The 21,353-nt window shown below is 64.1% G+C and carries 22 protein-coding genes; 17 read left to right on the top strand and 5 right to left on the bottom strand.

The genetic code is table 11. The annotated features are described in order from the left end of the window. Positions 1-117: 117 nt before the first annotated feature. Positions 118-1,008: a YicC/YloC family endoribonuclease gene (locus ABDW57_RS27720; RefSeq protein ID WP_343733368.1), complete on the top strand. Its 891-nt coding sequence runs from the start codon at positions 118-120 to the stop codon at positions 1,006-1,008. A 140-nt stretch (positions 1,009-1,148) separates the two neighbouring features. After that, positions 1,149-1,535: a nuclear transport factor 2 family protein gene (locus ABDW57_RS27715; protein WP_343733367.1), complete on the top strand. Its 387-nt coding sequence runs from the start codon at positions 1,149-1,151 to the stop codon at positions 1,533-1,535. Here the strand turns inward: ABDW57_RS27715 and ABDW57_RS27710 are convergent, their stop codons facing one another. Together ABDW57_RS27710 and ABDW57_RS27705 are read right to left on the bottom strand one after the other, a co-directional pair. Continuing rightward, on the bottom strand, positions 1,536-1,823 hold the full coding sequence (locus ABDW57_RS27710; RefSeq protein WP_343733366.1) for a putative quinol monooxygenase: 288 nt from the start codon (positions 1,821-1,823) through the stop codon (positions 1,536-1,538). It abuts the gene before it with no gap. Positions 1,824-1,883: 60 nt separating this feature from the next. Beyond that, positions 1,884-2,348 (bottom strand): FKBP-type peptidyl-prolyl cis-trans isomerase, encoded by a 465-nt coding sequence (locus tag ABDW57_RS27705; RefSeq protein WP_343733365.1) that lies wholly within the window; start codon positions 2,346-2,348, stop codon positions 1,884-1,886. A gap of 95 nt (positions 2,349-2,443) precedes the next feature. Here ABDW57_RS27705 and ABDW57_RS27700 point away from each other — a divergent pair, with 95 nt between their 5' ends. The 4 genes from ABDW57_RS27700 to ABDW57_RS27685 all read left to right on the top strand — a co-directional run bounded on the left by ABDW57_RS27700 (position 2,444) and on the right by ABDW57_RS27685 (position 6,554). Further along, positions 2,444-3,187 (top strand): DUF72 domain-containing protein, encoded by a 744-nt coding sequence (locus ABDW57_RS27700; RefSeq protein ID WP_343733364.1) that lies wholly within the window; start codon positions 2,444-2,446, stop codon positions 3,185-3,187. Positions 3,188-3,270: 83 nt separating this feature from the next. After that, positions 3,271-3,909 carry a guanylate kinase gene (gmk, locus tag ABDW57_RS27695; RefSeq protein WP_343733363.1) on the top strand — a complete coding sequence of 213 codons (639 nt, stop codon included), beginning with the start codon at positions 3,271-3,273 and terminating at the stop codon, positions 3,907-3,909. 30 nt (positions 3,910-3,939) lie between these two features. Further along, positions 3,940-4,143, top strand: coding sequence for a DNA-directed RNA polymerase subunit omega (gene rpoZ, locus ABDW57_RS27690; RefSeq protein ID WP_005665923.1), 204 nt, complete (start codon positions 3,940-3,942; stop codon positions 4,141-4,143). 83 nt (positions 4,144-4,226) lie between these two features. Next, a complete protein-coding gene (locus ABDW57_RS27685; protein ID WP_343733362.1) occupies positions 4,227-6,554 on the top strand; it encodes a bifunctional (p)ppGpp synthetase/guanosine-3',5'-bis(diphosphate) 3'-pyrophosphohydrolase in 2,328 nt (775 codons plus the stop codon). Positions 6,555-6,566: 12 nt separating this feature from the next. On the opposite strand, the gene ABDW57_RS27680 is transcribed toward ABDW57_RS27685, so the two are convergent. From ABDW57_RS27680 to greB, 3 genes are read right to left on the bottom strand one after another with little or no spacing between them, the layout of a single operon-like run. Beyond that, positions 6,567-7,478, bottom strand: coding sequence for a hypothetical protein (locus ABDW57_RS27680; protein ID WP_343733361.1), 912 nt, complete (start codon positions 7,476-7,478; stop codon positions 6,567-6,569). After that, entirely contained in the window at positions 7,465-8,379 is a 915-nt protein-coding gene (locus ABDW57_RS27675) for a hypothetical protein (RefSeq protein ID WP_343733360.1), read from the bottom strand. The genes ABDW57_RS27680 and ABDW57_RS27675 overlap by 14 nt, the downstream gene beginning before the upstream one ends. Continuing rightward, the gene (greB, locus tag ABDW57_RS27670; protein WP_343733359.1) at positions 8,321-8,887 is read right to left on the bottom strand and encodes a transcription elongation factor GreB; all 567 of its coding nucleotides are present in this window, start codon (positions 8,885-8,887) and stop codon (positions 8,321-8,323) included. The genes ABDW57_RS27675 and greB overlap by 59 nt, the downstream gene beginning before the upstream one ends. Positions 8,888-8,925: 38 nt before the next feature. Between greB and ABDW57_RS27665 the strand changes: the two genes are divergently transcribed. The 11 genes from ABDW57_RS27665 (at position 8,926) to ABDW57_RS27615 (ending at position 21,226) form a co-directional block, all read left to right on the top strand. Then, on the top strand, positions 8,926-10,101 hold the full coding sequence (locus ABDW57_RS27665; protein ID WP_343733358.1) for a histidine kinase: 1,176 nt from the start codon (positions 8,926-8,928) through the stop codon (positions 10,099-10,101). 13 nt (positions 10,102-10,114) lie between these two features. Beyond that, positions 10,115-10,762 carry a response regulator transcription factor gene (locus tag ABDW57_RS27660; protein WP_343733357.1) on the top strand — a complete coding sequence of 216 codons (648 nt, stop codon included), beginning with the start codon at positions 10,115-10,117 and terminating at the stop codon, positions 10,760-10,762. A gap of 125 nt (positions 10,763-10,887) precedes the next feature. Further along, a complete protein-coding gene (locus tag ABDW57_RS27655) occupies positions 10,888-12,477 on the top strand; it encodes a diguanylate cyclase (RefSeq protein WP_343733356.1) in 1,590 nt (529 codons plus the stop codon). Positions 12,478-12,779: 302 nt separating this feature from the next. After that, positions 12,780-14,357 carry a flagellin gene (locus tag ABDW57_RS27650; protein WP_343733355.1) on the top strand — a complete coding sequence of 526 codons (1,578 nt, stop codon included), beginning with the start codon at positions 12,780-12,782 and terminating at the stop codon, positions 14,355-14,357. A 91-nt stretch (positions 14,358-14,448) separates the two neighbouring features. After that, entirely contained in the window at positions 14,449-14,841 is a 393-nt protein-coding gene (locus ABDW57_RS27645) for a flagellar protein FlaG (RefSeq protein ID WP_343733354.1), read from the top strand. Positions 14,842-15,059: 218 nt separating this feature from the next. Continuing rightward, entirely contained in the window at positions 15,060-17,753 is a 2,694-nt protein-coding gene (fliD, locus tag ABDW57_RS27640; protein ID WP_343733353.1) for a flagellar filament capping protein FliD, read from the top strand. Positions 17,754-17,781: 28 nt separating this feature from the next. Then, positions 17,782-18,219: a flagellar export chaperone FliS gene (gene fliS / locus ABDW57_RS27635; RefSeq protein WP_343733352.1), complete on the top strand. Its 438-nt coding sequence runs from the start codon at positions 17,782-17,784 to the stop codon at positions 18,217-18,219. A gap of 3 nt (positions 18,220-18,222) precedes the next feature. Then, the gene (locus ABDW57_RS27630; protein ID WP_343733351.1) at positions 18,223-18,552 is read left to right on the top strand and encodes a flagellar protein FliT; all 330 of its coding nucleotides are present in this window, start codon (positions 18,223-18,225) and stop codon (positions 18,550-18,552) included. A gap of 14 nt (positions 18,553-18,566) precedes the next feature. Next, a complete protein-coding gene (locus ABDW57_RS27625; protein ID WP_343733350.1) occupies positions 18,567-20,129 on the top strand; it encodes a flagellar hook-length control protein FliK in 1,563 nt (520 codons plus the stop codon). Next, entirely contained in the window at positions 20,119-20,451 is a 333-nt protein-coding gene (locus ABDW57_RS27620) for an EscU/YscU/HrcU family type III secretion system export apparatus switch protein (protein ID WP_343733349.1), read from the top strand. Before ABDW57_RS27625 ends, ABDW57_RS27620 begins: the two co-directional genes overlap by 11 nt. Before the next feature lie 16 nt (positions 20,452-20,467). Beyond that, positions 20,468-21,226 carry a flagellar brake protein gene (locus ABDW57_RS27615; protein ID WP_343733348.1) on the top strand — a complete coding sequence of 253 codons (759 nt, stop codon included), beginning with the start codon at positions 20,468-20,470 and terminating at the stop codon, positions 21,224-21,226. Positions 21,227-21,353: the final 127 nt, after the last annotated feature.

Below are 21,353 nucleotides of genomic sequence, written 5' to 3'. Positions count from 1 at the left end.
GGTAGGGGGGCGTTGTTCTGTGCGGCCATAAGGTTCCTCGCCTCGACAACCGGATTGTGTGGATAAATCACTGTTTTGTAAAGATTAAATCGGGGATATCCATTGAGCATTTCCAGCATGACGGGCTACGCGGTCGCCACCAGTGAAAGTGCGGCGGGAACACTGACCATCGAGATCAAGAGCGTGAACTCGCGCTTTTTGGACTTACAGTTCCGAATAAACGACGATTTGCGTGCCCTTGAACCCGATTTGCGCTCAGCGATCATGGCCGCCATCACGCGCGGCAAAGTCGAACTGCGACTCAGCTTTGGCCGCAAGGCGGCCGGCGCCGGCACGCAGGCGCTGAACCTGCCCCTGTTAACCGAATTGCAACGCCTGCAAGGTGAAGTGAGCGGCCTGTTCCCCGGCGTGCAAGCGATGTCCGTGGCTGAACTGCTGCGCTGGCCTGGCGTGATTGAAGAAGCGCAGATTGGCCAGGAGTCGCTGCAGGCCGACGTGGCCGCCCTCACCGCCCGCACGGTCGAGGCGTTTGTGCAAAGCCGCCAGCGCGAGGGCGCGGCGCTGGAAGCCATGCTGCTGTCGCGCATCGAGGCCATGGAAGGCATCGTCAAGCGCATCACGCCGCTGATTCCGCAGGTCGTGGCGGCCTTCCAGCAAAAGGCGGTGGAGCGCATGCAGGATGCGCTGGGCCTGGCGTGCCAGGGGTCGAACTCGGCGCTGTCGCGCCAGGACGCGCTGGAGCGGATTCGTCAGGAAGTGATCCTGTACGGCATCCGCATCGATGTGGCGGAAGAACTGGGCCGCCTGTCGGCGCACCTGACCGAGACCCGTCACATCCTGAAAAAAGGCGGCCAGGTCGGCAAGCGCCTGGACTTCATGATGCAGGAGCTGAACCGCGAAGCCAACACCCTGGGCGCCAAGGCGTCGGTCAAGGAACTGGCGGACGCGTCGATGGAACTCAAGCTGCTGATCGAGCAGATGCGGGAACAGGTGCAGAACCTGGAATAAACCAAGGAGCTTCGGCTCCTTTTTTTATTATCCGATTATCCATACGCGTGCATAAAGTATTCGTTTTTCCCTACTTTATCCAGGAATGATGCCGCGCTAAAGTGGAGCCATACCAACTTCCACTGAAAAAGCGAAACATCATGAAAAACGCCAGCCAATTACTGAACGCCTATCTGGACAACATCCAGGACCCCGCCGCCGCCGCCGCCCTGTTTGCCGCAGATGGCGTGCTGGAACTGCCAACGCTGGGCGCCGACGTGCGCGCAGTCGGCCCGGCCGCCATCGAAGCCTTTATCGGCGGCCTGCTGAAAAAAGTGCCGGATTTCCGCTTCAAGGACGTGCAGCTGTTCATCGAGACCGGCGACCAGGCCTTTGGCGAATACAGCGTGGAGGTGGAAGTGCCTTCCACCGGCAAGCTGTACAAACAAACCTACGCCGGCCGCCTGGTCGCCAAAGACGGCAAAATCCAGCTCCTGCGCGAAGCCCTCGACACCCTGGCGGCTGCCAAGGCCTTTTCGCCGGACTGATTACAGGACTTGATTCAGCTTGAGAACCTGGATCTCGGCCTTGCCGCCGACGGTTTTCACCAGTTCCTGGAAATGCGGCGTGGCTTCGTGTGCGGCCAGCGCCGCTTCATCGCGCCAGGCTTCCAGCATGATGAAGCTGGCGTGGTTGCCGAGGTCGATGTGCAGGTCGTAACGGATGCAGCCGGCTTCGGCACGGCTGGGCGGAACGATCTTTTCCAATGCCTCGCGCACCAGGGCTTCGTTGCCTTGTTTGGCGGTGATGGTGGCGACGACAATCAGGTCTTTCATGGCATATCCTGCGTTGATTAAAACTCGATACTATCAGGACACAGGATATGCCGCAGGCGGTCAGTTGACCGCGACCAGTTCGATCTCGAAGATCAGCGTGGCATTGCCCGGGATCGGGCCCTGGCCGGAGGCGCCATACCCCAGCGACGGCGGCATGGTGACTACGCGCTTGCCGCCCACCTTCATGCCGGCCACGCCGCTGTTGAAACCGGAGATCACCATCAGCGGGTTGCCGTTCACCACAAAGCTGAACAGCGAGCCGCCGACATTGCTGTCGAACTTGGTGCCGCGCAGATCGGCGCGGGTGCCGTCAAACAGATAGCCGGTGTAGCGCACGGACGCGGTCTTGCCGGTCACGGCTTCGGCGCCGGTGCCGATGACCTGGTCTTCGATTTTCAGCACAGTCGGCGGCTGCACGCCGGCCGGTGTGGACGGGGTCGCACTGCCGCCGCCGCTACCGCCGCCACAGGCGGCCAGGCTGAACGCGCACACGGCGGCCGCAAACATTTGAAGCGTGGATTTCATAATCTCCTTTGTTGGATGTCTTGTTGAATCGGGACGGCAGTGTAGCAGATCAATCCCGTGTAGACTGCAACCTCGACACCATGAGGAGGCGGAAGATGGCGCACATCAGAGCTGGCATCGGCGGTTGGGACTTTGCCCCGTGGCGCGAGACGTTTTATCCGAAGGAGGTGCCCATCAAGAAGCAGCTGGAATATGCCAGCACGCAAGTGACCAGCATCGAAATCAACGGCACCTTCTACCGCTCCGCCAAGCCCGAGCATTTCGCCAGCTGGGCCGCCAGGACGCCCGACGATTTCGTGTTCTCGGTCAAGGCCACGCGCTACGCCACCAACCGCAAGGTGCTGGCCGAGGCCGGCGAATCCATCGCGCGCTTCATGGACAGCGGCCTCACCGAACTGGGCGACAAGCTCGGCCCCATCCTGTGGCAACTGGCGGCCACCAAGCAATTCGATGCCGACGATATCGCAGCCTTCTTCAAGCTGCTGCCGGCCAAACTCGGCAAGCGCAAGCTGCAGCATGTGCTGGACGCGCGCCACGACAGCTTTCTGTGCGACGACTATCTGAAGCTGGCGCGCAAGCACAAGGTGGCCACGGTGATCACCGATTCGCCCAAGTTCCCCCAGTTTACCGAGCTCACCGGCGAGTTCGTGTATGCGCGCCTGATGGATGCGCAAAGCGGGATCGACACCGGCTACAGCAAGCCGGCCTTGAAGCAGTGGGCCAGGCAGGCGCAGGACTGGCAACAGCAGGCCAAGTCCGGCCAGGTGTACGTCTATTTCATCAACGGCGCCAAGGAGCGCGCGCCCGCCGCAGCGCAGCATTTTCTCTCCCTGCTGTAAATTGAACTGTCGCCGTTGCTCTTGGTAAAATACATCTTTGGGCGTCGTGTTTCGCCGCCCGCTGACGTTTTAGAAAGATCACCATGAGCTCAACCAACGCATTTGCGGGCAGCCTGTTTGTTGTGGCCGCGCCATCCGGCGCCGGCAAGTCGACGCTGGTCAACGCGCTGCTGGCCAAGGAACCGACCATCAAGCTGTCGATTTCCACCACCACCCGCGCGCCGCGTCCGGGCGAAACCCACGGCAAGGAATACTACTTCACCACGGCGGAAGATTTCATCGCCCGCAGCAAGCAAGGCGAGTTCCTGGAATGGGCCGAAGTGCACGGCAATTACTACGGCACCTCGCGCCTGATGGTGGAAGAACAGATGAAGACCGGCACCGACGTGCTGCTGGAAATCGACTGGCAGGGCGCGCGCCAGGTCAAGAAACTGTTCCCGCAGGCGGCCGGCATTTTCATCCTGCCGCCATCGATCGCGGCGCTGGAACAACGCCTGAATAAACGCGCCACCGACGAGCCGCACGTGATCACCAAACGGCTGCTGGCGGCAGGCGGCGAAATCGCCCACGCCCCCGAGTTCGAGTATGCTATTATCAACGAAGAATTCGACGTAGCGCTGTCGGAACTGACGGCGATCGTCCGAGCGGCCCGTTGCCGGTTTGCGCAACAAGCGGCACGCAACGCCTCGCTCTTTGCCCAGCTGGGCATCCACGCTGAATAAATAAATACACAAGATTTTTAGGAGTTATAGATGGCCCGCATTACGATTGAAGATTGTCTGAAAAACGTACCGAACCGTTTCCAGCTGACCCTGGCCGCGACCTACCGCGCACGCCAGCTGCTGCAAGGCCACACCCCGAAGGTGGAAGCCAAGGACAAGCCTACCGTGGTCGCCCTGCGTGAAATCGCAGCCGGCAAAGTCGGTCTGGAAATGTTGAAAAAGGTCCCAATGTAAGTTGGGACCGCGTTCCCGAACAATGTGAATGATGCGGTTTAGCAGTAGTATTGGACATTCTCATCGAGACGGAACGCAAACGTATGAATCTGATCCCTGCAGATCCTACAGTGAGTGACAAGCCCGCCCGGGCGAAAAGGCCGGCCCAGAAGCCGGCCGCAGTCATGTCCGTATCTGCAGCCGGCGACAGCACCTCCGCACCTCCTGCCACACCCCCAGTACCGCCCGTGATTTCCTCGTCGCCCCTGGCCACGCCTCCTGCCCTGACGGCCGGTGTTGCGTCGGTATCCCATTTGTCTGAAAAACTGGCTGAATACATGAACGCGGCCGACCTGAAAAAGGTCAAGGAAGCGTATCGCTTTTCGGACGAGATGCACCTCGGGCAGCTGCGCAAGTCAGGCGAGCCCTACATCTCGCATCCAATCGCCGTGGCGGAAATCTGCGCCGACTGGAAGCTGGACGCGCAAGCCATCATGGCCGCCCTGCTGCACGATGTGATGGAAGACCAGGACGTCAAGAAGGAAGAGCTGATCGAGCGCTTTGGCGCGCCGGTGGCCAACCTGGTGGACGGCCTGTCCAAGCTGGAGAAAATCGAGTTCCAGAGCCAGATCGAAGCGCAGGCGGAAAACTTCCGCAAGATGCTGCTGGCCATGGCCTCGGACGTGCGCGTGATCCTGATCAAGCTGGCCGACCGCCTGCACAATATGCGCACCATGGAGGTGATGAAGCCGGCCGCCAAGGCGCGCATCTCCAAAGAAACGATGGAAGTGTACGTGCCGATCGCGCACCGTCTCGGCCTCAACAATATTTACCGCGAACTGCAGGACCTGTCGTTCGCCCACCTGTTCCCGCTGCGCTACCGCACCCTGGCCAAGGCCGTGAAAGCGGCGCGCGGCAACCGCCGCGAGGTGGTCAAGAAAATCCTGGAATCGGTCAAGAACACGCTGGCCATGGCCAATATCGAGGCCGAGGTGTACGGCCGCGAGAAGACCCTGTACGGCATCTACAAGAAGATGCGCAGCAAGCATCTGTCGTTCTCGCAGGTGCTGGACGTGTACGGCTTCCGCGTGGTGGTGGACAGCTTCCCGAATTGCTATGTGGCGCTGGGCACCCTGCACTCGCTGTACAAGCCGATGCCGGGCAAGTTCAAGGATTACATCGCGATCCGCAAGCTGAACGGCTACCAGTCGCTGCACACCACGCTGATCGGCCCGTACGGCACGCCGGTCGAGTTCCAGATCCGCACCCAGGAAATGCACCGCACCGCCGAATCGGGCGTGGCGGCGCACTGGCTGTACAAGAACGGCGAAGCCAATATGTCGGACCTGCAGCAGCGCACCCACGCCTGGCTGCAGTCGCTGCTGGACATCCAGCAGCAGACCGGCGACTCGGCCGAATTCCTGGAACACGTCAAGGTCGACCTGTTCCCGGATTCGGTGTACGTGTTCACGCCCAAATCGAAAATCATCGCGCTGCCGCGCGGCGCCACGCCGATCGACTTTGCCTACGCGATCCACACCGGCATTGGCGACCACACGGTGTCGGTCACCATCAACAACGAGCCGGCCTCGCTGCGCACCGAGCTGCGCAACGGCGACATCGTCGAAATCGTGACCGATTCGGCCTCGCGGCCGAGCCCGAGCTGGCTGTCGTTCGTGCGCACTGGCAAGGCGCGCTCGGCGATCCGCCATCACCTGCGTACCATCAACCTGCCGGAATCGATCGCGCTGGGCCAGCAGCTGCTGTCGCATGCGCTGTCCTCGCTAGGCGTCAGCCCGGAGCTGGAAGAACACCTGACCGAGCGTCTGCTGAAGGAATCGAGCGCCAAGTCCCTGGACGAGCTGTACGCCGACATCGGCGTCGGCAAGCGCATGGCGGCGCTGGTGGCGCGCCACATCTTCGGTCTGCGCGGCGGCGAATCGGTCAGCGCGCCGGTCGACCACAACAGCGCGGCCGAGCTGGACCCGGTCACCATCTGCGGCAGCGAGGGCGTGTCGGTGCAACTGGCGCCGTGCTGCCTGCCGATTCCGGGCGACTCCATCATCGGCCAGCTGCGGCGCGACCAGGGCCTGCTGGTGCACACCGCCGACTGCACCCAGGCCAAGCGCCAGAAAGCCAAGGAACCGGACCGCTGGATCGCGGTCAAGTGGGGCACCGAGCTGAACCGCCGTTTCGACAGCCGCATCAAGCTGCTGATCAACAACGAAAAAGGCATCCTGGCGCGCGTGGCCGCCGAGATCGGCGAATCGGACGCCAACATCACCTACGTCGGCATGGACGAGGACAAGGAACACGTGCTGCACCAGCTGCGCTTCACGGTGCAGGTCAAGGACCGCGTGCACCTGGCCGGCCTGCTGCGCAACGTGCGCCGCGTGTCCGGCGTCAACCGCATCCTGCGCGAGCGCGCCTGAACCAGGCCGGCATCACTTGTGCTCCAGCGGGTCGTACCAGTAAGCCTTGTTGGCCAGCGGCGTCTCTGGTGAGAGCAATGGATTGTCCAGTCTGAAGATGCGGCGCTTGCGCAGGTTGACCTTGTTGATCAGCTCGTCGTAAAAGTCGTGGAAGATGCGATCGAAGCTGCCGTCCGCCAGCATGCGCCGCAGGCCGTATTCCAGCCGCCCGGCCAGGCGCGGCTGGCCGGGGGTGACAAAGAAGTAACGCGGCAGCGGGAAAAAGATCGCCATGCTGCGCTCCACCTCCAGGTCGGGGAAGGCCGGCGCATACGCGGCCTGCTCGAACACCGCCTCCTCGATCCCGCGCGGAAAATGCAGGAAGCGGTGCGCCGCCAGCATGCTGTGCAAATTGGCCGTGGAGTTGCCCTGCGCCACCTCAAACCCGGCATGCAGGAATACCGCGGTCGAACTCCACTGGCGCCCCGCCCCCAGCGGCAGCCGCTTGAGCTGCTCCAGCGTGGTGATGGTGTTGAACCTGGCCTGCTGGCTGCCGGCGATCAGTGAAATCCGGTAGCCGGACAAGCCTTTGTCGATCGGAATGCGGATTGGCATCAGGCTGCGCTCCCATTCCGGCGAGGTGATCTGCGCGCTGAGGTTGACCAGCGCGCCTTTCTTCATTTCCGACAGCAGGCGGTCACGTTCCATGCCAAGCGGCGAGCTGCGCAGGTCGTAGTCGCCATAGCGGGCGCTGGAAGCGTCCAGCGCGGCGCGCAGCATCAGCAGGGTGTAGCGGTCGCGGCTGTCCTGGCGGCTGAAGTTATGGTCGATCAGATACACATCGCGCGCCGTCTCCTGCTGCGGCCAGCATGGCAGCGCCAGCAGGCCCAGCGTTGCCGCCATCACGCTGCGGCGCTGGCGCCACCGGGTGTCAATAGGGTACATACCAGTAAGCCTTGTTGGACAGCGGGGTCTGGGGCGGCAACTGCGGGTTGTCGACCCGGAAGATGCGGCGCTTGCGCAGGCCGGCCTTGTCGATCATACCGTCATAGTACTGGTGGAACAAGTGGTCGAAGCGGCCGTCGGCAATCAGCAGTTGCAAGCCATGCTCCAGCCGCCGGGCCAGCCGTTTTTGCCCGCCGCCGAGGAAGAAGTAGCGCGGCGACGGCACGTACAGCGCAAAGCTGCGCTCCACGCTCAGGGTCGGGAACTGCGGCACATAGGCGGCCTGCTCGTGGATCGCTTCGTCGATGGCGCGCGGGAAGTACTGGAAGCGGCCGGCCGCCAGCATGCTGTGCAAACCGGCCGTGCTGCTGCCCTCGACCACATGGAAACCGGCCTGCTTGTAAGTGCTGGTCAGGCTCCATTGGCGGCCGGCGCCGAGCGGCATCGCCTTCAGTTGCTCCAGCCCGCGCACGGCGCTGAACAAGTCCTGGTCGCGGCCGTCGATCAGGGCGATGCGGTAACACGAAATGCCCTTGTCGATCGGGATGCGGATCGGGATCAGCTTGTGCTCCCACTCGGCCGAGGTGACCTGTCCGCTCAGGTTGACCAGCTCGCCCTTGAGCATTTCCTGCAGCAGGCGGTCGCGCTCCATGCGCAACTGCGCCACGCGGAACTCATACGGGCCGTAGCGGGCGCTGGAAGCGTCCAGCGCCGCCGTCACCAGGTGCAGGATGTGGCTGTCGCTATAACTGGATTTGCTGGAGTTCATGTCGATGATGTAGACATCGACCGCGCGCGCCATCCCATGCCAGCCCAGCAGCGCCAGCAGGCACACCTGCCACTTAGTCGGCCGCTGGCGCAGGATAGCTGACCTCCAGTATCTCCAGCTCTTCCACGCCATGCGGGGCCTGGAAGCTGATGGTGTCGCCCTCGCGCGCCTTGGTCAGCGCGCGCGCCACCGGCGCCACCCAGCTGATCTTGCCGTTCAGGGGATCGAGTTCGTCGATGCCGACAATGGTGATGGTGCGCTCCTCGCCGTCCTGGTTGCTGTAGGTGACGGTGGCGCCAAAGAACACCTGGTCGCTGCCGTAATGGGCGCTGGGATCGACAATGAAGGCGGAATCGAGCCGCTTGGTCAGGAAACGGATGCGGCGGTCGATCTCGCGCAGGCGGCGCTTGCCGTAAATATAGTCGCCGTTTTCCGAGCGGTCGCCATTGGAGGCGGCCCAGTGGACAATTTTCACCACTTCCGGCCGCGCGACGTCGATCAGCTGCAGCAGCTCATCCTTGATGCGCTGGTAGCCCTCGGGCCGGATGTAATTCTTGGAGCCGGCCGGGATCGCCAAAGCCAATGCGGCGGCTTCGTCGTCCTCGTCTCCGTCCTGTTCTTTGACAAATGCTTTGTTCATGACGCTTATTGTAATGGCTTTCACGTATCATACATGCCATGAGTTCAGCCGTTTCCCTCCCCCACGATCGCCAGGCCCTGCTCACGGAACTGGAACAGGTGCGCGCCCGTTTTGCCGCCATCGTCTCCAACACGCCGGGGCTGGTGTACCAGTTCGTGCTGCATGCCGACGGCAGCGTCAGCTTCCCCTACCTGAGCGAGGGTTGCCTGGCTCTGCTGGGCCTGACCGCCGCCGAGCTGCACGCCCAGCCGCAGCGCTTCCTGGGCCTGATCCTGGAAGATGACCGCCAGTCCTACCTGGACGCCATGCAAGCCTCGGCCACGGCGTTGTGGAGCTGGAACTGGGAAGGCCGCATCTGGGTCGACGCCTGGAAAGACGTGAAGTGGATCAACCTGCGCTGCACCCCGCACCCCCTGCCCGACGGCGCCGTGCGCTGGGACGGCATCATGACCAATATCACGGACAGCAAGCTGGAGCAGCTGGAAGTGCGCCATTCGCGCGCCCGCCTGGCCGAGCTGAGCGCCCATACCGACCGCGTCAAGGAACAGGAGCGCACCCGCATCGCGCGTGAAATCCACGACGAACTGGGCGGCAACCTGACCGCCATCAAGATGGCGCTGGCGATGCTGGCCGCGCGCCTGGACGGCGACCCGGCGCTGCGCGAAAAAACCGATTACGTCGATGCCCTGGTTGACCGCACCATCGAGGCGGTGCACCGGATTGCGGTCGACCTGCGCCCGGCCCTGCTGGACCTGGGGCTGGTGGCGGCGCTGGAGTGGCAGGTCAAGGAATTCGGCAAGCAGACCGGCATCCACAGCAGCTTCAGCGCCAACCACCGCGACATCGGCCTGGACAACGACCAGGCCACCGCCCTGTTCCGCATCGCCCAGGAAGCGCTGACCAATATCGCCAAGCACGCGCACGCCAGCAAGGTGACCGTCAAGCTGGCGCGGCTGCGCCACCATGTCAGCCTGAAAATTGCCGACAATGGCAGCGGCATCCGCCAGGCCGACCGCGCCAAGCCGGATTCCTTCGGCCTGCGCGGCATGGCGGAACGGGCGCGCGCCCTGGGCGGCACGCTGACGCTGAGCCAGGCCAGCGGCGGCGGCACGGTGGTGGCAATCAAAATTAAGCGCGATACCGCACGCGACAGCCTCATCGCCGCCGCTGCGGACGCTACAATAGCGGCAGAAAACATTTCCACGTCGAAATAATGTGTAGAGATTCATGACAGAAAAAGCCATCATCAAGGTCTTCATTGCAGACGACCACGCCATTGTGCGGGAGGGCTTGAAGCAAATCCTGGCGGAGACGCGCGACATCGTGGTGGCCGGCGAGGCCGAGAGCGGGCTGGATGCCGTCAAGCTGTTCCGCAAATCCGGCTGCCAGGTGATGTTGCTGGATATCTCGCTGCCGGACCGTAACGGCATCGAGGTGCTCAAGCAGATCAAGAAGGACCGGCCGGAGCTGGCGGTGCTGATGCTGTCGATGCACCGCGAGGACCAGTACGCCATCCGCGCGCTCAAGGCCGGCGCGGCCGGCTACCTGACCAAGCAGAGCGCGCCCAAGGAGCTGGTCAACGCCATCCGCCAGGTCGCCGGCGGCCTCAAGTACATCAGCGCGGCGCTGGCGCAGGAGCTGGCCAACCACGTCAATGACGACCACGAGGCGCCGCTGCACGAAACCCTGTCCGACCGCGAATACCAGACCCTGACCATGATCGCCTCCGGCAAGACGGTGGGCATGATCGCCAAGGAACTGTCGCTGTCGGTCAAGACGGTGAGCGAATACCGCGCCCGCCTGCTGGTGAAAATGAAGCTGAAAAACAGCGCCGAACTGACGCACTATGCGATTAAAAATCAACTCATTGAATAAGCGGCGTTAAGATAGTTATACACGGATGAAAGCCCCCTTCCGGCCCTTTATTCCGGTATTGCCGGACGGACAGCAGGCTTATCATAGACGTAATTGGTAAACCATTAAGAGGGCCGCGCGTCACCATGTCCAGCAAACCACCCACTCCCGAGCAGAATCCGGCCGACATCGCACGCGAAGCGTTCCGGCGCCTGGCGCTGCGCCGCATTGCGCCGACGCCGGAAGCCTACCGCGACATTTATAACGAGATTGCCGGCATTGCCGCCGAACCGCCGGCGCCGGCCGCCCCGCTGGGCAGCGCCGATCCGGGCCCGGAATCGGTGCTGAGCCAGTTTGCCACGCGCCTGACGGAAAACAGCGGCGACCTGGCCGAGTTCGGCCGCCGCTTCAACCGCGCGGTCAAGACGCGCGACTGGGACGGCTATGCGCGCGCGCTGTCGCAGCTGGTCGAGAAGCATTTCGTGGCGCCCAAAAAAGGCATCGAGGTGGCCGGCCTGCCCGGCGAGGAGAGCGAGCAGACCCGCACCCTGCGCGACCTGCTGAGCCGCACCCTGACCTTTGCCGTGGCCTCGCTGCTGTCCGGCACGCCGGTGCTGGTGGCCGAAGCCGAGTCGCTGGGCGCGGCCACCAAGACCGCCCACAGCGAGGAAGCGCTGGCCGAGATTGCCGTGCGCCTGAAACAGCTGTGCTACCAGATCGAGCTGCGCGGCGCCGACAGCGGCGAGCAGCAGGAATTGCTGCTGCGCCTGTTCAAGCTGCTGCTGGAAAACGTCAGCGAGCTGCTGGACGACGACAGCTGGCTGCGCGGCCAGATCGAGGCGGTGCAAAACCTGATCGCCGGCCCGCTGGACGTGCGCGCGCTGGAAGAAGCCACGCGCAGCCTGAAGGAAGTGATTTACAAACAGGGCCAGCTCAAGCACAGCCTGGCGGACGTCAAGCTCACCGTCAAGAACATGATGATGACCTTTATCGACCGCCTCGGCCAAGTGGCGGCCTCGACCGGCGACTTCCACGAGAAAATCGGCGGTTATTCGGACAAGATCAGCAAGGCCGACAATATCGCCGAGCTCAACAGCATCCTCGACGAGGTGCTGAAGGAAACCCGCATCGTCCAGAACGAGGCGCTCAAGGCGCGCGACAAGATGATGCTGGCCAAGCAGGAAGTGCAGGACGCCGAGGCCCGCATCCACACCCTCGAAGCCAAGCTGCAGCATTTGAGCGAGCTGGTGCGCGAAGACCAGCTGACCGGCAGCCTCAACCGCCGCGGCCTGGACGATGTGTTCGAGCGCGAGACCGCCCGCTCCGACCGCCGCGGCACGCCCTTGTGCATTGCCGTGCTGGACCTGGACGATTTCAAAAAGCTCAACGACACTTACGGCCACATCGCCGGCGACGCCGCCCTCAAGCACCTGGTCAAGATCGTCAAGGACACGCTGCGCTCGATGGACGTGATTGCCCGCTTTGGCGGCGAGGAATTCCTGATCCTGATGCCGGAAACCACGGTCGAGGCGGCCGCCTCCACCATGACCCGCCTGCAGCGCGAGCTGACCAAGCACTTCTTCCTGCACGATAACGAGAAAGTGCTGATCACCTTCTCGGCCGGGGTGGCCCTGCGCCGCCCGAACGAGGAGCAGACCGAACTGGTCAAACGGGCCGACAAAGCCATGTACACCGCCAAACAGACCGGTAAAAACCGCGTGGTGGTGGCCGACTAGGCCGTTTCTTGTCCTGCCCGCCCCGCCCGGCCGCTGCGCCGGGTTTTTTTTTGAGCAATTTCGGGGTGAAATAAATTTTTTTTCGCCCTAAAGTTTCGTTTTTTACCGTCGTTTAGACGCTCATGCATGACGAACTTTAGCCCTGAAAGCAAAAATTTTCCCGCGTTTGCGCCCTAAACTTTCCGTATGGGAACCCGTTACTGGGAATAACTGCGGTTTGATTGCTTCGGAAACAGAGAGGCAGACCAAGGGGAACTGAGGCACCCGGCCCACAATAAGTAGTACCAGTTTGGAGAAACATCATGGCACAAGTCATCAACACTAATATTGCTTCGCTGAATTCGCAACGTAACCTGACCACCTCGCAAGCCAATCTGTCGACCTCGCTGCAACGCCTGTCGTCCGGTCTGCGCATCAACAGCGCAAAAGACGACGCTGCCGGTCTGGCTATTTCCGAGCGTTTCACGTCGCAGATTCGCGGCAATACCACGGCTGCCCGTAACGCCAACGACGGCATCTCGCTGGCGCAGACGGCCGAAGGTGGCTTGAGCACCGCCGGCGATCTGCTGCAGCGTATCCGCGAACTGGCCGTGCAGTCGGCCAACGGCACCAACTCGGATTCCGACCGCAAGTCGATCCAGAACGAGGTGGCAGCCCTGTCGAACGAACTGAACCGCGTGGCCAATACCACCCAGTTCAACGGCCAGAACGTGCTGGACGGTTCGCTGACCTCGGCCCAGTTCCAGGTTGGCGCCAATTCCGGCCAGACCATCAACATTGGCGTGCAATCGGCCAAGGCCACCGATCTCGGCAACAACACCCTGTCGTCGTCCACCGGCGGTGCCGGCGCCGATTCCACCACCCTGTCGCAGGCAGCGTCGAATGCGACCGGCAGCAACAACATTGCCGCCGACGAGACCCTGACCATCAAGTCCGGCGCCGGCGTCAGCACCACGCTGACCGTCAAGGGCCTGAACGGCACCACCCCGGGTGACAGCGCCGCGAAAATTGCCGCCAACATCAACGGTCTGAGCGGCACCACTGGCGTCACCGCCACCGCCTCGACCCAGGCCACCATCACCGGCATCAGCGATGGCGCAGTTCAGTTCGACCTGCGCGGCGCCAACTCGGTGGCCAACGATGCCACCTCGAAAGCGGTGACCATCTCGGCCAAAGTGGTCGGCGGCGATTTGTCGGCCCTGGCCCAAGCGATCAACGCGCAGAGCGGCACCACCGCCGTGACCGCCTCGATCAAGAAAGATGGCGCTGGCGTATCCTCGCTGGTTCTGAGCAACAGCAACGGCGATGACATCAATATCGCCAACGACCTGGCGGATGCCGCCACCGGTCTGGGCACCGCATCCATCGCTGGCGCGAGCACCCCGGCCAATGGCACCACGCCTGCAGTGAACGCGCCAGCCGTCGCTATCCCGGTAGCGGGCGGTAACTCGGTCACCGTGGGTGGCAAGCTGAGCTTCTCGTCGGACTCCGGTTTCTCGATCAGCTCGACCGGCACCGCCGTGCTGGGCGGCACTGCCGGCACCGCGATCGGCTCGGACCTGCAATCGGTCGCCAAGCTGGACGTGAGCACCGTGGACGGTTCGAACGCGGCACTGAAAACCATCGACTCGGCGCTGAACCAGATCAACAGCAACCGCGCTGCCCTGGGTGCGATCCAGAACCGCTTCGCCTCGACCATCTCGAACTTGAACACCGCCACCGAGAACTTGTCTGCCTCGCGTAGCCGTATTCAAGATACCGACTTCGCTGCAGAAACCGCCAGCCTGACCCGCGGCCAGATCCTGCAACAAGCTGGTACCGCGATTCTGGCGCAAGCCAACTCGCTGCCGAACGGCGTGCTGTCGCTGCTGCGTGGCTAAAATCCGGGGATGAGACGGCGCCGCAAGCGCCGCCGTAACCAGGTTCCCCGGCTGATCTTGTCAGTCGGGGATTTTTCGTAAAGGAAGCATCATGACTATCGATACCATAGGCTCGGCCACCACGGCCGCGAGCGGCCGCCCGGCTGCAAGCGCCCCGGTCGGTTCCGACGCCGCCGTCGCCCAGGGTGCCGCACGGGCCCCGGCCACCGCCGTCGAGACCGCCGCCGCGGTGAAAGCGCCTGCGGCGGCGCCCTCGCTGGAGCAGGTGAACGAGGCGGTGTCGCAGCTGAACAAGTCGGTGCAGGCCAAGTCGCAGGGCCTGGAGTTTTCCATCGACAGCGACAGCAAGCGCACCGTGGTCAAGGTGGTCGATCAAACCACCAAGGAAGTGCTGCGCCAGATTCCCACGCCCGAAGCGCTGGAAATCGCCAAAGCGCTGGAAGCCAAATCCAGCACCGGTCTGCTGATCCAGCAAACCGCCTGAAGCGGCCGCGCCCCGCGCGCGCCGCTTTTTCCCCATCTGTGGCATCCTGACTCCGGGAGCGCCGTCTCCGTCTTTGCTGCCAGTCAGCACGTCTTTCCAGCCTTTCAACGCTGCCTGTTTTTTCAGCTTTGCGCGAACTGGCGGGTGTTCTCCCCTCTCAAGTCCGGTTTGATTCTGCCGATATTGTCTTATATTATTGTTTTACACAGGAGCACAAAGTGGGCATCTCTTCTCCCGGCATCGGCTCGAATATCCCGGTCGACAGCATCGTCAGCAAGCTGATGGCGGTGGAGTCTGCGCCGTTGGCCGATTTCGACAAGAAATCGGCCAGCTACCTGGCGCAGGTGTCCGCTTTTGGCAATCTGTCGGGCGCGCTCGGCTCGTTCCAGTCGGCGCTGTCGGGCCTGACCTCCCTGTCCGGCTTCCAGACCATGTCGGCCACCCCCGGCGACACCTCGATCCTGACCGCCACCGCCACCGGCACCGCCATCCCCGGCAGCTACCGCATCAACGTCACCCAGGTGGCGCAGGCGCAAACGCTGGCCTCGGGCGGTTACAAGACCACCACGGCCGCCATCGGCACCGGCGCCAAGACCACCATCAACTTCTCGCTCGGCACCGTCAGCGGCGGCAGCTTCGGCCTGACCGGCACCCAGCTGGGCGCCAGCCTCAGCACCGGCGGCCTGACGCCTGGCGCGCTGACCATCAACAACACCGCGATTGCCACCGACGGCACCACCCGCAGCGCCCGCCTGCTGGCCGACGCCATCAATGCCAAGAGCACCACCACCGGGGTCTCGGCCAAGGCCGCTGCCACCGTCACCAGCGCCACCTTGTTTGGCAGCGGCGGCGCCTCCAGCTTTGGCGACATCGACACCAGCGGCGGCGGCACCTATTCGCTGTCCGTGGGCGGGGTGGAAATCGCCACCCAGGCGGCCGGCGTGGCCGGCGGCGCCGGCATCACCGCCGCCTCGCTGGATGCCGCGCTGACCGGCAACACCGCCGTGGCGCGCGCGCTGGCCGACGCCAACATCACCGTCAGCGGCAGCGCTGCCGACGGCACGCTGCAATTTACCAATGCCGACGGCTCCAACATCGCGATTGCCGAGGCGGTCTCGTCGACCGGCACCGTGACCGGCGGCATCGGCAACGCCGCCGGGGTGGCCAACATCGGCTCCAGCACCACGGCCGTCAGCTCGATCTCGCTGATCTCGGCCGACGGCAGCCCGATCTCGGTCGGCGGCACCAACCCGGCCGGCGCTGGCTTCACGGCCGGCGTGGGCGGCGCCTACCTCGGCGCCAGCTTCACCGCCGACTCGACCCGCACCAGCGGCAACATCGTGATCGACAGTTCCAACAACACGCTGGCCGGCATTGTTGCCGCCATCAACAAGGGCAATTTCGGCGTGACCGCCAGCATCGTCTCGGACGGTTCCACCGGCACCAACGCCACGCCCAACCGCCTGATCCTCACCTCCAGCGCCACCGGCGCCAGCTCGACCATGAAGATCACGCTGAGCGGCTCGGGCGGCAACCCGGCCGATCCGGCGCTGGAGGCGCTGCTGGCCTACGACCCGGCCGGCACGCAAAACCTGAGCCAAAAGGCGGCGGCGGCCGACACCAAGGCCACCGTCAATGGCATCGACGTCACCAGTTCCAGCGCCGGCATCTCGGGTGCCATCAGCGGCGTCACCCTGAGCACGCTGAAAACCGGCAGCACCACGCTGACCATCGCCAAGGATTCCACCGCGTTGAACAGCTCGGTCAGCGGCTTCGTCAAGGCCTATAACGACCTCAACTCGCAGATCACTCAGCTGAGCGGCTACAACCCGGATACCAAGACCGGCGGCCCGCTGCTGGGCGACTCCACCATCCGCAACCTGAGCGCCTCGATCCGGCGCGAGATGTCGAGCTCGATCACCGGCCTGGAGGGCAGCAAGCTGACCAATCTGTCGCAGATCGGCATCTCGTTCCAGAAAGATGGCACGCTGACGCTGGACTCCAGCAAGCTGGGCAAGGCGATCAACGACAACTACGGCGACATCGCCGGCCTGTTCGCGGCGGTCGGCCGCGGCACCGATCCCGACGTCAAGTTCGTCAGCTCGACCGGCAAGACCCAGGCCGGCGATTACCGCGTCGACATCACCCAGCTGGCCACCCAGGGCACCCTGCAGGGCACCGCCGTGCTGCCGGCCGAGACCACCATCGATGCCGACACCACCTGGACCGTGACCCTGAACGACACCACGCCGTCCAACGTCAACAACACCGCCACCATCACCCTGCCGGCCGGCACCTACAACCCAAGCCAGCTGGCCACCATGCTGCAGTCGAGCATCAACGGCGTCAGTGCCTTCTCGTCGGCCGGCGCCACCGTCACCGCCACGGTCGGCGATGACGGCACGCTGAAGCTGAACTCGACGCGCTACGGTTCCAAGTCCAACATCCATATCAACACCGCCAGCGGCACCTCGGTCGCGACCGTGTTCGGCGGCGGCACCTCGGTGGATGGCAAGGATGTGGCCGGCACTATCGGTGGCTACACCGCCACCGGCGACGGCCAGACCCTGACCGGCGCCGCCGGCGCGCCGATCGAAGGCCTGAAGCTGACCATCACCGGCGACACCACCGGCTCGCGCGGCAGTTTCGGCTTCTCGCAGGGCTATGCCTACCAGCTCAACACGCTGGCGGCCGGCTACCTCGGCGGCGACGGCGCGATCGCCAGCCGCACCAAGGGGCTGAACAACACGGTCAAGGACATCACCAAGCAGAAAGATGCGTTCAGCGCGCGCCTGACCGACATCGAGGCGCGCTACCGCGCCCAGTACACGGCGCTCGATACCTCGATCGCCAGCATGAATACCACCGCGTCATTCTTGACGCAGCAGTTTGCAGCCATGGCCAAGGCCTGACCGCAAGCGCACTCACAGGAGAGCAAGTATGTTCGGATCTCGACAAACTGGTGTCAACGCCTATGCCAAGGTTGGCATGGAAACCGGCGTGGTTGCCGCCAGTCCCCACAAGCTGATCGTGATGCTGTTCGATGGCGCCCTGGTCGCGCTCAGCACGGCATTGAGCGGCATGCGCAGTGGCAATATCGGCGAGAAGGGCAAATCCATTTCCAAGGCCATCATGATCATCGACAGCGGCTTGCGCGCCGCGCTCGACAAGAAGGCCGGCGGCGAGATCGCCGAGGGGCTGGACGCCTTGTACGAATACATGAGCGCGCGCCTGCTGACGGCCAACCTCAACAACGACCCCAGCATCATCGAGGAAGTCCAGCGTCTGCTGACCGAGTTGCGCGACGCCTGGAACGCGATTGCCGACACCCCTGCCGCCACCGGCATCCACCCCACCACCAACCTCGCGAGCGCCTGATTTATGATGACGATTCAAGAAGTGCTTTCCGTGTACGCCGCCATGGCCGACCTGACCGGGCAGATGGTGCAAGCGGCCACCCGCAGCGACTGGGACGCCCTGGTCTTGCTGGAGCAGCGCTGCGCCGCCCACGTGCAGGTGCTGCGCGAGCAGGAACCGCAGCAGCCGATGAGCGGCGCCGACCGCGAACGGAAAATCGAACTGATACGCCAGATGCTCAACGCCGACCGCCAGATCCGCGACCTGACCCTGCCGTGGATGGCGCAACTGTCCAAACTGATCAATTCCACCGGCACGGAACGGCGCATCGTCACCGCCTACGGTAGCGTCTAAAGCAGGCGCGCGCCATGTTGCCGCGCCTGGACGCCGCCACGGTCACGCCGGTCAAGCCGGCGGATGGGGCCGGTGCGGGCGTCGCGATTGGCGATGGCCGCCAGGCCGCCTTCCAGCGCGCCGTGCAAAGCCTGGTCGGCCAGACCGTGCCGGCCGAAGTGATGTCCAAGCTCAAGGACGGCAGCTACCTGGTCAAGGTGGCCGACAATGCCGTCCGCCTGATGCTGCCGGGCGATACCCAGGTCGGCACCAGCGTGCCGCTCACCGTGCTGAGCGCGCAACCGCGTCCCACGTTCCAGCTCGGCAATAGCGCGCCGGGCAGCGCCCCCACCTTGTTGTACACCGACGGCGGCATGACCGAAGGCGGCGAAGCGGCCAGCCTGCCGTCGCAGGGCGCGGCCGTGTACCTCCCCGGCAGCGGCAAGCCGCCGGCCGGCGCTGGCCAGGCCGGGCTGCCGGGCCAGCCGGCCGCCGGCGGCGATGGCGCCGCCGCGGCCGACGGCGAGGCCATGCCGGGCCAGACCCGGCCCGGTGCCGCCACCACCCCAGCCGGCGGCGCAGCCGGCAATCCGAATGCCACCGCAGCCGGGGCCCGTCCAGGCTTGCCGGCCGGCGCGGCGGCGACGCCAGACAACGCTGCCGCCCCGGCAGCAGGCCGCCCCGCGGTGCCCGCCGGCGCCACGCCCAACCCGGCCGCCGCGCTGGCCACGCCGGCCGGCGCCGTCCAGGCCCAGGCCGCCGCTACGCTGGCAGCGGGCAACGCCGCGGCCGGCATCGCGGTCGATGCCGCCAAACCGCAAAGCCTGGCCGCCACCCTGCTGGGCAAAGCCCCGCTGACGCCGGCACACGAACTGCCGGCGCTGACCGCCCACACCCCGCAAGCCACGCTGAGCAGCGCCGCCCGCGTGCTGACCACCATCCTCAGCAGCACCGCCCAGGCCGGGCAGGCCGCGCAAGTGGCGCTGGTCGGCAAGACCGCCCTGTTCGGCAATGCCGCGCCCGACACCGACGTGCTGGCGCAAAAGCTGCACGACACCATCTCCAAAAGCGGCCTGTTCTACGAATCGCACGTGGCCGAGTGGGCCAAGGGCGAGCGCCCGCTGGCCGACCTGATGCGCGAGCCGCAAATGCAGCGCCTGCTGCAGCAAGGCGGCGAAGCGGCACGCGCCGCCACCGGCGGCCCCGACCTGAGCGCCGCGCAAATGATCAACCAGCAGCTGCACACCCAGGAGCAACACCGCGTGCTGTGGCAAGGCCAGGCGTGGCCCGGGCAGGACATGCAATGGGAAGTGCGGCGCGACCAGCGCGAAGGCCGGCAAGATGGCGGCGGCGACGCCGAAGCCGGCCAGGAGCAGATCTGGCGCAGCGGCGTGCGCTTCCGCCTGCCGATGCTGGGCGCGGTGTCGGCGGCGGTGACGCTGATTGGCGACCAGGTCCACATCCAGGTGCAGACCGACACCGGCAACAGCGCCACCACCCTGCGCGCCTACGCCGGCCAGCTGGAAAGCGCCATGGCGGCGGCCGGGGCGCAACTGTCCTCGCTGACCATCAGCCAGGAGGACGGCCATGACGGATGACGCCCCGCGCAAGCCGCTGCAGCAGGCGGTGGCGCTGGCCTACGACAGCGGCCAGCCGGCGCCGAAGGTGGTGGCCAAGGGCCGCGGCCTGGTGGCCGAGCAGATCATCCACGTGGCGCAGGAGGCCGGCGTGGCCATCCACGAGTCCAAGGAACTTGTTTCCCTGCTCATGGAAGTTGATTTAGACCAAAAAATTCCACCTATCCTGTATCGTACAATTGCGGAACTATTGGCCTGGCTATATCATATTGAAGCAGCGCAAAAGTCTGGTTTGCCCCTGCCGCCGGCGCCGGACACCAGCATCCCCTTGACCGAAAATTGACTCGAACTGGCCTCAGATGTACCCACACTTTCAGGATGCGGAATTGGAAAACTGGCACGATTTTGAGGTCGAATCGCGCAGGGAAATCTTTGCCCTGCTGCGTGGCATCGGCGAAAAGAACCAGCTGATCCGCATGCTGATCCAGGGCGAATCGGATGTCTGCGTGACCTCCATCCTCGATGTGGACGAGGCGGGCAACGCGGTCTACCTGGACTGCTCGATCGACCAGGAACAGAACAAGCGCATCCTGGCTTCGCGCCGGCTGTCGTTTGAAACCACGCTGGACAAAGTGCGCATCCTGTTTGCCGCCGACCAGATCGAAGCGACCACTTACGAAGGCAACCCGGCCTTCAAGATCCCGTTCCCGGAAACCCTGATCCGTCTGCAGCGGCGCGAGTATTACCGGATAGCCACGCCGGTGACCAACCCGGTGCGGGTGCAGATTGCGCTGCCGGCCGAGTTGGGCGGCCCGACCACCTTCCCGCTGGCCGACATCAGCTGTGGCGGCATCGCCATCCTCGACAACAAAATGATCCTGGGCGACGCCATCGGCAAGAACTTTGCGGAGTGCCGCATTGACCTGCCGGAAATCGGCCAGGTCAGCACAGCACTACAGGTGCGCAACTCGCTGGACCTGACCCTGCTGAACAACAAAACCAACCGCCGCCTGGGCTGCGAGTTCGTCAACATCCCGCGCGGCATGCTGGCCTATGTCCAGCGCTACATCACCAAACTGGAGCGCGAGCGCAACGCCCGCATCGCCGGCCTCAGCTGAAAACTCCGGGGTCAGATACCGTCTTGAATAGCAAGCCCTTTGGTTAAGTAATTTGGATCAAAGGGCTTGTCAGTGTGGATCACGCCATAGATCAGATGTGCCAGTTTGTGCATGACTGCACCGATCA

The organism is Duganella sp. (assembly GCF_039595735.1).
In the GTDB taxonomy this organism is placed as follows: Bacteria; Pseudomonadota; Gammaproteobacteria; order Burkholderiales; family Burkholderiaceae_D; genus Rugamonas.
This window is presented reverse-complemented; position numbering and strand designations above follow the sequence as displayed.